Origin of the sequence: Nocardioides baculatus (assembly GCF_016735675.1) — a bacterium.
In the GTDB taxonomy this organism is placed as follows: domain Bacteria; phylum Actinomycetota; class Actinomycetes; order Propionibacteriales; family Nocardioidaceae; genus Nocardioides; species Nocardioides baculatus.
Genome location: NZ_JAERSG010000004.1, coordinates 461533 through 472869 on the forward strand (window position 1 = coordinate 461533; position 11337 = coordinate 472869).

General features: G+C 71.4%; 10 protein-coding genes and 1 tRNA gene. 5 read left to right on the top strand and 6 right to left on the bottom strand.

All coding sequences use genetic code 11. The annotated features are described in order from the left end of the window. The first annotated feature begins 52 nt into the window (after nucleotides 1-52). The 3 genes from JI751_RS15345 to JI751_RS15355 are packed head-to-tail and all read left to right on the top strand — an operon-like array spanning nucleotide 53 to nucleotide 2449. Nucleotides 53-826: a dioxygenase family protein gene (locus JI751_RS15345; RefSeq protein ID WP_201938600.1), complete on the top strand. Its 774-nt coding sequence runs from the start codon at nucleotides 53-55 to the stop codon at nucleotides 824-826. Between the two features lie 22 nt (nucleotides 827-848). Next, nucleotides 849-1712: a pyridoxal kinase PdxY gene (gene pdxY / locus JI751_RS15350; protein WP_201938601.1), complete on the top strand. Its 864-nt coding sequence runs from the start codon at nucleotides 849-851 to the stop codon at nucleotides 1710-1712. Further along, nucleotides 1712-2449 carry a DUF732 domain-containing protein gene (locus JI751_RS15355; protein ID WP_201938602.1) on the top strand — a complete coding sequence of 246 codons (738 nt, stop codon included), beginning with the start codon at nucleotides 1712-1714 and terminating at the stop codon, nucleotides 2447-2449. Before pdxY ends, JI751_RS15355 begins: the two co-directional genes overlap by 1 nt. A 35-nt stretch (nucleotides 2450-2484) precedes the next feature. Here the strand turns inward: JI751_RS15355 and JI751_RS15360 are convergent, their stop codons facing one another. Together JI751_RS15360 and JI751_RS15365 are read right to left on the bottom strand one after the other, a co-directional pair. Further along, nucleotides 2485-2886 carry an HNH endonuclease gene (locus JI751_RS15360; protein ID WP_201938603.1) on the bottom strand — a complete coding sequence of 134 codons (402 nt, stop codon included), beginning with the start codon at nucleotides 2884-2886 and terminating at the stop codon, nucleotides 2485-2487. 31 nt (nucleotides 2887-2917) lie between these two features. Next, nucleotides 2918-2989, bottom strand: a tRNA-Thr gene (locus JI751_RS15365). Nucleotides 2990-3050: 61 nt separating this feature from the next. Between JI751_RS15365 and JI751_RS15370 the strand changes: the two genes are divergently transcribed. After that, the gene (locus JI751_RS15370) at nucleotides 3051-4892 is read left to right on the top strand and encodes a glycoside hydrolase family 13 protein (RefSeq protein WP_201938604.1); all 1842 of its coding nucleotides are present in this window, start codon (nucleotides 3051-3053) and stop codon (nucleotides 4890-4892) included. 9 nt (nucleotides 4893-4901) lie between these two features. Then, nucleotides 4902-6125 carry a DUF4032 domain-containing protein gene (locus JI751_RS15375; protein ID WP_201938605.1) on the top strand — a complete coding sequence of 408 codons (1224 nt, stop codon included), beginning with the start codon at nucleotides 4902-4904 and terminating at the stop codon, nucleotides 6123-6125. Here the strand turns inward: JI751_RS15375 and JI751_RS15380 are convergent. The 4 genes from JI751_RS15380 to JI751_RS15395 all read right to left on the bottom strand — a co-directional run. Beyond that, on the bottom strand, nucleotides 6109-7617 hold the full coding sequence (locus tag JI751_RS15380; protein WP_201938606.1) for a metallophosphoesterase: 1509 nt from the start codon (nucleotides 7615-7617) through the stop codon (nucleotides 6109-6111). The genes JI751_RS15375 and JI751_RS15380 overlap by 17 nt on opposite strands. Further along, nucleotides 7614-8576, bottom strand: coding sequence for a 23S rRNA (guanosine(2251)-2'-O)-methyltransferase RlmB (gene rlmB, locus JI751_RS15385; protein ID WP_201938608.1), 963 nt, complete (start codon nucleotides 8574-8576; stop codon nucleotides 7614-7616). The genes JI751_RS15380 and rlmB overlap by 4 nt, the downstream gene beginning before the upstream one ends. 1 nt (nucleotide 8577) lies before the next feature. Next, entirely contained in the window at nucleotides 8578-9984 is a 1407-nt protein-coding gene (cysS, locus tag JI751_RS15390; protein WP_201938610.1) for a cysteine--tRNA ligase, read from the bottom strand. A gap of 96 nt (nucleotides 9985-10080) precedes the next feature. Beyond that, nucleotides 10081-11337, bottom strand: a 1257-nt coding sequence (locus tag JI751_RS15395) for an Ig-like domain-containing protein (protein WP_201938612.1), incomplete at its 5' end; no start/stop codon positions are given.

Consider the following 11337-nt stretch of genomic DNA (forward strand, 5'->3'; position numbering starts at 1 on the left):
GCCGGTGGACTGCCCCGGGAATATAGTTGAATTCCGGACTATTGAGGATGTCATGACGACTCAGATGCCTGCCCTCTACATCGGCCACGGCGCGCCGCCGCTGCTCGACGACCCGATCTGGTCGGGCCAGCTGGCGGCCTGGGCGAAGGACCTGCCCCGCCCGAAGGCGGTCCTCATCGTCAGCGCCCACTGGGAGTCCGCACCGGTCAGCCTGTCCGCGAGCCAGGCGCCACTGGTCTACGACTTCGGCGGGTTCGCGCCGAAGTACTACCAGATGACCTACGAGACGCCCGACGCCACTGCGCTGGCGCAGCGGGTCGCGGCGATGATGCCCGACGGCGAGCAGGTCCACCAGCACGTGTCGCGTGGCCTCGACCACGGCGCGTGGGTGCCGCTGAAGATCATGTACCCCGAGGCCGACATCCCGGTGCTCCAGATGTCGCTGCCGACCGATGACCCGCACCGGCTGATGAAGCTCGGCGAGCGGCTGCGCCCGCTCCGCGAGGAGGGCGTGCTGATCGTGGGCTCGGGCTTCCTCACCCACGGCCTGCCGTTCCTCAAGGAGTTCCGCATCGAGGCCGAGGCCCCCGGCTGGTCGGTGGACTTCGACCTGTGGGCCGCCGACGCACTGTCCCGCGGCGACGTCGACCTGCTGTCGGACTACAGGTCGAAGGCGCCCGGGATGCCGTACGCCCACCCGACCGTCGAGCACTACACGCCGCTCTTCGTCACCCTCGGCGCCGCGACGGCCGCCGACGCACCGGGCATCCAGGTGATCGACGGCTACTGGATGGGGCTCTCAAAGCGGTCGCTGCAGGTGGCCTGACCCTCGGCACTAAAGTCGCAGGATGCGCGTCCTCTCGATCCAGTCCCACGTCGCCTACGGCCACGTCGGCAACTCCGCGGCCGTCTTCCCGCTCCAGCGCCTCGGCCACGAGGTGTGGCCGGTGCTGACGGTGAACTTCTCCAACCACACGGGGTACGGCGCGTGGCGCGGGCCGCTGATCGCGGCCGAGGACGTCGCTGCGGTGATCACCGGCATCGGCGAGCGGGGCGCCTTCGAGTCCTGCGACGCGATCCTGTCCGGCTACCAGGGCTCACCGGAGATCGCCGACGTCATCGCCGACGCGGTCGCGCAGGTCAAGGCGGCCAACCCCGCGGCGACCTACACCTGCGACCCGGTCATGGGCAACGCGACCTCGGGCTGCTTCGTGAACCCGGCGATCCCGCCGAAGTACGTCTCGACCGTCATCCCGGTCGCCGACGTGCTGACGCCCAACCAGTTCGAGCTCGGCTTCATCACCGACCACGACGCCCTGAGCCGTACGTCATCGCTCGACGACATCCTGTCCGCCGTCGACGAGGTACGTGCCCTCGGCCCGGCGACGGTGCTGGTCACGTCGGTGGATCGCGAGGGTGCGGCCGACGACACGATCGAGATGCTGGCCGTCACCGGTGACGGTGCGTGGCTGGTGAGCACGCCCCGCCTGCCGATGAAGGCCAACGGCTCCGGCGACATCACTGCCGCGCTCTTCACCGCGCACCTGAAGGAGACCGGCTCCCCCGCCGACGCGCTGGCCCGAACGGCCTCGTCGGTCTTCGCCGTGCTCCAGGAGACCCTCGACTCCGGCGAGCGCGAGCTGCGCCTGATCGCCGCCCAGGGCGCCATCGCCGACCCCGCCTGCGAGTTCGAGGTCGAGCAGGTCCGGTGATGGCCTGTCTCGGGCGAGGTGTGCTGGTCGCGGCGCTGCTCGCCCTGACCGCGTGCACGACCGCCGGCGAGTCCGGCTCCCCGTCCACCACACCGTCCGCCTCGGACTCGTCCTCGGTCGACGAGGGCACCGCCGGAGATCCCGTCGCCGTCCCCCTCGGCCCCACGGTCCCGCCGGAGGAGCTGCCTGGCGACGACGGGGAGTTCCTCGAGCAGGCGACGACGAACCTCGACGACGCCGACATCGACCTCGGGCTCTCCGACGACGAGCTCGTCGAGCGAGGTCGTACGTTCTGCTCGATCCTGACCGGCGGCGGCATGGTGGCCGCCAAGGTCGACGTGTGGAGCGGCTCGCTCCAGTTCGACGACGGCAGCGCGGAGGTCTTCGACGCCGCGCTCGACGCCTACTGCCCGGACCTCCGAGACGGATACCTGACGATCAGGACCGGGGAGGGGACGGCGAGGCCCACGAGCGAGGAGCGTGCCGACCTGGCCCGCTTCTTCCTCGACTGGCGCGAGGTGCCCACGGACGGGCTGACCGACGGTGACCTCTCGACCGACGCCGCGGCCGTCTGCCTGGCGCCGTCAGGCGAGCGATGGCTGCGCAGCAAGGACGTGCGCCGGACGCTGCGCCATGTGGATGGGCCCGACCGGGTCTCGTACCTCTTCGCCCTGACCCTGGCCTACTGCGACGACCGCCTGGACGACCTGAAGCAGGCCTTCGCGTCCGAGGCGTAGCCGGTGTCGCGCTGCCCGATTGGCCGGATCAGCGGTCAGTAGGACTTCCCGTCGGCGTAACGCTGACGCCGCCACGCACGCCCCTTCCCGCGGTTGCGCGCCTTGAAGGTCGGCAGCTGGGAGTCGCAGTTGGGGCAGACGAGTCGCAGGTTGTCGCGCTGGTTGTTGGTCGCGTCTCCGTCGACGTGGTCGAGGACGAGCCTCAGCTCGCTGCCCTGCCAGGTGGTCGAGCACCCGCACAGTGCGCAGCGGTCCAGTTGCTGCTCGAGGAGGTAGGACCGGACGTAGTGGCTGATGCCGCTGCCCGGCTGGGCGACACCGCTCTCGAGCCAGAGCGCGATGTTGCGCCTGCGTTCCATCGCACGCTGGCAGCGGTTGCTGCAGAAGACCTTCTGGTGGCGCTTGGTCAGGGCCGCGCCGCACCCGAGGCAGCTCATGGCTGCACGCTAGGGAGCGGGTCCGACAGCGAGCCGCGTGAGAGATTCGAACTCTCGCAACCCAATTTACAAGATTGGTGCTCTACCCCTGAGCTAACGCGGCGTGCGTCCGAGGGACGCGGCGGCAATCCTAGTCAGGCGCTCCGGCTGAGAGGATGAGGCCCGTGAGCCTCCTCCACCTGCCGCACCACGACGGCTCCCCGCTCTACGTCTCCGACGAGGCACCCGGCCTCGGCGAGACGGTGACGGTGCGGGTCCGGACGAGCGCCACCGACCCGGTGGACGCGATCTGGCTGCGAACGACCTACGACGCCGAGCCGGTGTTCCACCCGACGACCTCGACGACCGAGGGCGACGTCGTGTGGTGGGAGGCGGCGCTGCCGGTGCACAACCCGGTGACCCACTACCGCTTCCTGCTGGTGCGGGGCGACGAGCAGCAGTGGCTGACGGGGGCCGGCACCGTCGACCACGACGTCCCCGACGGCAACGACTTCCGGCTGGCGGCCTTCCCCTCGGCGCCGGACTGGGGTCGCGACGCGGTGGTCTACCAGGTCTTCCCCGACCGGTTCGCCCGCTCGGCGGCGGCCGACGGGCGCGAGGTCCCGGACTGGGCGCTGGCCGCCGAGTGGGACGACGAGGTCTGCTTCGAGGGCAACGACCCCCGCACCCCGATGCAGCTGTTCGGCGGAGACCTCGACGGCATCACCGAGCACCTCGACCACGTCGAGCAGGTCGGCGCGGACGTCGTCTACACGACGCCGGTCTTCCCGGGTGAGAGCAACCACCGCTACAACGCGACCACCTTCACCGAGGTCGATCCGCTGCTCGGCGGCGACGAGGCCTACGCGCGCCTCAGCGAGGCGGTCCACGCCCGCGGCTGGCGGATCCTCGGCGACCTGACGACCAACCACACGGGCGACACCCACGAGTGGTTCCTGTCCGCGGTCGACGGCGTCGACGACCCGCACCGGTCCTTCTACTACTTCGAGGAGGACGGCACCTACGCGTGCTGGATGGGCCACGGCACGCTGCCCAAGATCAACCACGCCAACCGCGACGTCCGGCACGCGATGGTCGAGGGACCGGACTCGGTGGTCGGCCGCTGGCTCCGGCCGCCGTACGACGTCGACGGCTGGCGCATCGACGTCGCCAACATGACGGGCCGGCTGGCCGACATCGACGTCGCGCACGAGGTCGCGCAGGCGGTGCGCGCCACCGCCGCCGAGCTGCGCGCGGACCCGTGGGTCATCGGCGAGCACAACCACGACGCCACCGGTGACGTCGACGGTGACGGCTGGCACGGCACGATGAACTACTCCGGCTTCTCGTGGCCGGTGTGGTCCTGGCTGCGCGACCCGTCGTCACCGGCCCGGGCCTTCGGCCGTCCGGTGCCGGTCCCGCGGCGCGACGGCCCGACGGTCGTCGAGACGCTCCGCGCCTGGCAGGGCACGTTGGGCTGGCGGGCCACCGCGTCGAGCTGGAACATCCTCGGCTCCCACGACTCCGCCCGGATCCGCACGGTGGTCGGCGGCGACGCCGCGGTGCACCGGGTGGCGGCCGGCCTGCAGTTCACCCTGCCCGGCGTGCCGATGCTGTTCGCCGGCGACGAGATCGGGCTCGAGGGCGTCAACGGCGAGGACTCACGCCGCACGATGCCGTGGCACCGGCCCGACGACTGGGACCGCACCACCCTGGCGGCGTACGCCGACCTCGCGACGGCACGCCGCGCCCACGTCGCCCTCCGACGCGGCGGGCTGCGCTGGGCGCACGTCGACGACGACAGCATCGCCTTCGTGCGCGAGCACCCGGACGGATCGGTCCTGGTCGTCGCCCGCAGGGCGGCAGCACCCGGGTTCACGCTGCCGCTCGGGCCGGCCCGGCACGTCTTCGGCTCGGAGCCCGGCGGCGCCGACCTCACGACCGGACCGGACGGCGTGGAGGTGCCGGCGACCGACGGTCCGCGCGTGGACATCTGGGCCCTCGGCAGCGCGACGGCAGAGGGCTAGGGTCCAGCCATGGCCATGCGGATCGTCGCCAACCGGCCGGACCCGGCCATCCTGACCCTGCCGTGGCACCTGCCGCTCGAGGAGTGGCCGGACGACGTCGTCGTACCCCTCCCACGCGGGTTGTCGCGCCACGTCGTGCGCATCGTGCGGCTCGGCGACCGGGTCTACGCCGTCAAGGAGACGCAGGACGACATCGCCTTCCGCGAGTACAAGCTGCTCCGCGACCTCCAGCGGATCGGGATGCCGGCGGTCGTCGCGCAGGGCGTGGTCACCGGCCGCGAGGACGAGGACGACAACGAGCTGCCGGCGGCCCTGATCACCCGGCACCTCCAGTTCTCGCTCCCCTACCGCAGCCTCTTCAGCCGCGGCATGACCGCCGAGCACGTCCCCACGCTGATCGACGCGATCGTCGTGCTGCTCGTCCGCCTGCACCTGGCCGGCTTCTACTGGGGCGACGTGTCGCTGTCCAACGTGCTGTTCCGCCGCAACGCCGGCGAGTTCTCGGCCTACCTCGTGGACGCCGAGACCGGCGAGCTGCGCGACGAGGTCAGCGAGCGGATGCGGGAGTACGACATCACCGTCGGCTGCGAGAACATCTTCGCCGAGCTGATGGACCTCGAGGCCAGCGGCGCCGTGCACGAGATCGACGGCTTCCAGATCATCGAGCACCTGCGCACCCGCTACGAGGCGCTGTGGGCCGAGCTCACCGGGCTGGAGGAGTTCCGCGCCGACGAGATGTGGCGCATCGAGCGACGCGTGGAGCGGCTCAACGAGCTCGGCTTCGACGTCGACGAGCTCGACATCGTCACCGACCTCGACGGCGACACCATCCGGATCCAGCCCAAGGTCGTCGACCTCGGCCACCACGCCCGGGAGATCCAGGCGCTGACGGGCATGAGCGTCGAGGAGAACCAGGCCCGTCGGCTGCTCAACGACCTGGCCGCCTTCACCGCGCACTTCGACCTCGGCCGCGAGGACCGACAGCTCGTGGCGAGCAGGTGGATGCACGAGATCTTCGAGCCGATCATGGCGATGATCCCGCCCGACGCGACTGGCAAGCTCGAGCCCGCCGAGGTCTTCCACGAGATCCTCGAGCACCGGTGGTACCTCTCCGAGCAGGCCGGTCAGCAGGTCGACATCTTCGACACCGCCCGCGACTACATCGCCCGGTTCCTCGCCGCCAAGCCCGACGAGGCGATCACGGGCGACGAGGCGATCACGGAGCCGGAGTGATCGCCGCCCAGTCGCCCACCAACCAGGAGCCGTCGGTGCGCAGCCGCACCCACTGGAGGCCGATCGGTCGCCCGTCGGCGTACGTCACCAGGCTGACGTCGGCGTCACGCCGCGGCTTGCTGCCGAGCGCGATGGCGTACGCCGCTCCGCCGGTGGTGCCGTTGGTCCACGTCCAGCCCGACTCGCCGCCCTCGCCCGTCACCTCGGTCGGTCCGGACTGGACGTGCGTGTGGCCGCCGAGCACGAGGTCGACGCAGCCACGGGCGAGGGCCTCGGCACCGAGGTTCGCGTCGTGCACGAGGACGGTGCTCACGCGCTCGCCGTCGTCGGCGGCGGCGCAGGCGGCGTCGGCGAGCCGCTCCCCCACCTCGGTGAAGCTGAGGCCCGACTCGTCGCGCCAGTTGCCGAGCCCGCTGCTGCGCGGGTCGTCGACGCCGAGCAGGGTGCCGCCCCACGGGGCGTCGACCGTCTCGCCGGCCAGCATCGTCCAGCCCGCGTCGGCGAGGTAGGTGCTGACGAAGGTGCCGTGGTCGTGGTTGCCGGCGACGCCGAAGCGGTCCCAGTCGTCGAACGCGGCGACCAGCGAGTCGAGGCTGAACGCCTCCCAGGGCTGACCGGTGGAGGTGTCGTCGCCGGCGTCGAGCACCACGGTTGCCCCGGCTGCGTCGCCGATCGCGCGGGCGACCCGGTCCATGCCGATGTTGTCGTGGCGGTCGCTCACCACGAGCGCGACGGTCTCGCCGTCCTCGGGCTGCCGGACGTCGAGGTCGGTGGCTCCCTCGGCAGCGGTGGAGTAGAACTCCTTGCTCCTGTCGTAGGTGTCGATCGCGCTGAGCACGAGCCGCTTGCTCTGTGTCGTGACCGGGCCGGAGCGGACCTCGATGTCGCGCACCTCGGCAGGCAGCTCGACGTCGGGACCGGCGAGCTCGGCCAGCGTCTGCCAGGTCCCCTGCTCCTCCTGGGTCTCCTCGCTCGACTCCCACGGCTGCCAGATCAGCAGCGGGAGCACGGCCAGCAACGCCGCGGCCAGCACGCCCTGGCGCGTGCCGAGGCCGCGGAAGAGCTGCCCGCGCCGGTGTCGGCCGAGGAGCAGGAAGACGGCGATCGGCAGCAGGCCCACGCCCAGCCCGCGGATCGCGGCCGAGACCGCCATGTCGACCACGACGCCCCGCACCTTCTCGATCGGTGCGGTCGGGTCACCCGCGATGTAGGCGTAGCGCTCGACCAGCTCCTCGATGGAGCCGACCTCGGTCTTGCCGAGGCTGATCGTGACGCCGATGGGTCCGACGTCGCGGAACCGGAAGTCCGGCAGCAGCGGACCCGTCTGCACGACGGCGTCGTTCGCCAGCGTGGGGCGTACGACGGCGTCGTGCCCGACCAGGACGGTCGTCCGACTGCTGTTGAGGAAGAGCGAGACCGCGACCACCAGCCCGAGCGCCACGCTGCCGGCCAGCAGCAGCGCGCCGACGAGCAGGCGGCGTGGGGTGCTCATCCTGACTGGCGGGCCTGCGAGATCGCGTAGAGGGCGACCGAGGCGGCCACACCGGCGTTGAGGGACTCGAGCTGGCCGGCCATCGGGATCGAGACGATCTGGTCGCACGTCTCGGCGACCAGGCGACCGAGCCCGGAGCCCTCGGAGCCGACGACGACCACCAGCGGTCCGTCGGCGAGCCCGCCGGGTGCGACGAGATCGGGCAGCGAGATGTCACCGTCGGCGGCCAGGCCGACGACCATGCAGCCCGCCTCCTGGTAGGCCTTGAGCTGGCGGGTCAGGTTGACCGTCTGGGCGATCGGCAGGCGGGCGGCCGCTCCGGCACTGGTCTTCCAGGCCGAGGCGGTCATCCCGGCCGCGCGCCGCTCGGGGATGAGCACGCCGTGCGCGCCGAAGCCGGCGGCCGAGCGCACCACGGCCCCGAGGTTGCGGGGGTCGGTGACCGAGTCCAGCGCGACGATGAGCGCCGGCTCCTTGGCCTCGTCGGCGCGGTCGAGCAGGTCGTCGGCGTGGGCGTACTCGTAGGCCGGCAACCGGGCCGCGAGGCCCTGGTGCACGGCGCCGCTGGTCATCCGGTCCATCTCGTTGCGGGTGACCTCGAGCAGCTTGACGCCCTGCTCGGCGGCCAGCTTGAAGGCCTCGCGCAGCCGGTTGTCGCGCTCGGCGCCCTCGGCGACGTAGATCGCCGTCACCGGTACGTTGCCGCGCAGCAGCTCGACCACGGAGTTGCGGCCGGCAGCCCACTCGGCGTCGGCCGACGTACGCCGCCTGGGACGGGTGTCCTTCGCCTTCTCGGCGCGCTTCGCGGCCTTGTGCGCCTGGTGGTAGGGGCGGTCCTTGGCCTTGGGCGTCGGACCCTTGCCCTCGAGACCGCGGCGCACCCGGCCGCCGGACCCAGCAGTGGGGTTGCCCTTGCCGGTCTTCTTGATGGCGCCCTTGCGCTTGGAATTGCCGGCCATGTCAGCTCACGCTCCACTTCGGGCCGGTGGGAGTGTCCTCGACCTCGACACCGGCGTTCTTGATCTGGTCGCGGATCGCGTCGGCGCGGGCCCAGTCCTTGGCCTCGCGAGCCGCCGTCCGCTCGGCCAGCAGTCCCTGCACCAGCGCGTCGATCACGTCGGTGAGCTTGTCGTCGTTGCCGGAGCCGGTCGCCCACGCCTCGTCGGCCGGGTTGAGGCCGAGCACGTCGAGCATCGCGAGGACCTCGCCGAACGTCCGGCTCAGCTCGTCGGACGCGCCGTCGGCGAGCAGCCGGTTGCCCTCGCGGACGGAGTCGTGGATGACCGCGACGGCCGCGGGTGTCCCGAGGTCGTCGTCCATCGCCTGCACGAAGGCGTCCGGGAGCGAGGCGAACCAGCTGCCCACCACACCGGAGGCCCGGTCGAGGAAGTCCTCGATCCGACGGAAGCCCTTCGCCGCCTCGTCGAGCGCCTCGAAGCTGAACTCGACGTGCGAGCGGTAGTGGGCCGAGACCATGTAGTAGCGCAGCTCGATGCCGCGCACGCGCTCGAGCACCGACGGGACCAGCAGCGAGTTGCCGAGCGACTTGCTCATCTTCTCGCCGGCGGTGGTGATCCAGGCGTTGTGCAGCCAGTACGACGAGAACGGCCGGCCGGCGGCGCGGGACTGGGCCTGCTCGTTCTCGTGGTGCGGGAACCGCAGGTCGACGCCGCCGCCGTGGATGTCGAAGGCCGGGCCGAGGTACTTGCCGGCCATGGCCGAGCACTCGATGTGCCAACCGGGTCGCCCGGGGCCATAAGGGGACGGCCAGGCCGCGGTCTGCGGCTCGGTCTCCTTCTTCCAGCCCTTCCAGAGCGCGAAGTCGCGCGGGTCGCGCTTGCCGCGCGGGTCGGCGTCGCCCGCCGGCTCCATGTCCTCGACCTTCTGTCGGGTCAGCTCGCCGTAGGCCGGCCAGCTGCGGACGTCGAAGTAGACGTCGCCACTGCCGTCCTCGGCCACGTAGGCGTGGCCCCGGGCGATCAGCTGCTCGATCAGCTCGATGATCTCCGGGACGTGACCGGTCGCGCCCGGCTCGTACGTCGGTGGGAGCACGTTGATCGCGGCCAGGGCCCGGTCGAGCTCGCGCTTCATCGCGGCAGCGAGGGCGTACCAGTGGATGCCCTGCTCCTGGGACTTGGCGAGGATCTTGTCGTCGATGTCGGTGACGTTGCGGATGAAGTCGACGGTGTAGCCGGTGGCCGTGAGCCAGCGGCGCAGCACGTCGAAGTTCACTGCCGAGCGGACGTGCCCGACGTGCGGCTCGGACTGGACGGTGAGGCCACACACGTAGATCCCCGCCCGGCCCTGCTCCAGGGGGACGAAGTCGCGCGTCTCACGCGTCGCGGTGTCGTGGAGCCTCAGAGTCACCCGCAGAGTCTAGGGGCGCAAGCGGGACAACGAAGAAGTCCCGAGCCACCGTGGGGGTGGCTCGGGACTTTCCTCGGTGCGGGGACGGCCGGGGGCTCAGCCGACCCGCAGGCGGGTGCTCACGCGATCACCCAGGGTGTGCTCGTCGCCGAGGTACGTCACCTTGACGACGTACTTCCCGGATCGCGGCACCGTGACCTTGGCGACGACCTTGCCGTTGCGGAGGGTGCGGGTCAGCTTCCTGGTGAGGTCGCCGCCCTTCTCCTTGACCAGGATCGTGACCTTGCCGGTGGCGTCACCGGCGACGCTGCTGACCGTGGCCTTGATCTTCGCCCTGTCGCCGGCGTCGACCGACTTCGGCAGCGTGACCCCGACCTTCGAGCGGCCCTTGGCCACCGTGACGGTCACCGTGCCCTGGCTGGGCAGGTAGCTCGCCGAGCCGAGGAACTTCACCGTCAGCGTGTGCGTGCCGACCTCGAGCGACCTGGCCGCCAGCGCGATCCGCGCGGTGCCGTCGCCGAGCAGGGTCGCCGCGCCCAGCCTGGTCGCGCCCTCGTAGAGCTCCACGGTGCCGCCCGGCGACGGGGTCACCTTGACGGCGACCGACGAGGACTTCGCCCACTGGAGGGTGACGTCGGGCGCCGACACGCTGGTCGGAGCCTTCAGGACCTTGACCGCGACCGTCGACTGGCTCGTCGAGTAGCTGCCGTCACCGAGGTACCTCAGCGTCAGCGAGTGGTCGCCGACGCCCAGCGCACCTGCCGCGACGGCGACCGAGCTCGCGCCGTTGGTCAGCGTGCCCTGGCCCAGCTTGGTCGCACCCTCGTACAGCTCGACCGTGCCGGTCGCGGCGGACGGGGTCACCGTCACCGCGACCGAACCGGCGTCGCCCCACGTGATGTCGGCAGCCGTGCCCGACACCGACGAGGACGCCTTGACGATCCTCACCGACACCGAACCCTCGCTCGCGGTGAAGCTGCTGTTGCCGAGGTACTTCAGGGTCAGCGAGTGGGTGCCCACCGCCAGCGCCTTCGCGGCGATCGCGATGGTCGTCCCGCCGTCGGTCAACGTGCCCTGACCCAGCTTGGTCGCACCCTCATACAGCTCGACCGTGCCGGTCGCCGCGGACGGGGTCACCGTCACCGCGACCGAACCGGCGTCGCCCCACGTGATGTCGGCAGCCGTGCCCGACACCGACGAGGACGCCGCGGCGACCGTGACCGACACTGAACCCTCGCTCGCGGTGAAGCTGCTGTTGCCGAGGTACTTCAGGGTCAGCGAGTGGGTGCCCACCGCCAGCGCCTTCGCGGCGATCGCGATGGTCGTCCCGCCGTCGGTCAACGTGCCCTGACC

Coding starts and splice junctions, on each gene's coding strand:
- JI751_RS15345 (WP_201938600.1), top strand. CDS start 53: ATGACGACTCAGATGCCTGCCCTCTACATCGGCCACGGCGCGCCGCCG.
- pdxY (WP_201938601.1), top strand. CDS start 849: ATGCGCGTCCTCTCGATCCAGTCCCACGTCGCCTACGGCCACGTCGGC.
- JI751_RS15355 (WP_201938602.1), top strand. CDS start 1,712: ATGGCCTGTCTCGGGCGAGGTGTGCTGGTCGCGGCGCTGCTCGCCCTG.
- JI751_RS15360 (WP_201938603.1), bottom strand. CDS start 2,886: ATGAGCTGCCTCGGGTGCGGCGCGGCCCTGACCAAGCGCCACCAGAAG.
- JI751_RS15375 (WP_201938605.1), top strand. CDS start 4,902: ATGGCCATGCGGATCGTCGCCAACCGGCCGGACCCGGCCATCCTGACC.
- JI751_RS15380 (WP_201938606.1), bottom strand. CDS start 7,617: ATGAGCACCCCACGCCGCCTGCTCGTCGGCGCGCTGCTGCTGGCCGGC.
- rlmB (WP_201938608.1), bottom strand. CDS start 8,576: ATGGCCGGCAATTCCAAGCGCAAGGGCGCCATCAAGAAGACCGGCAAG.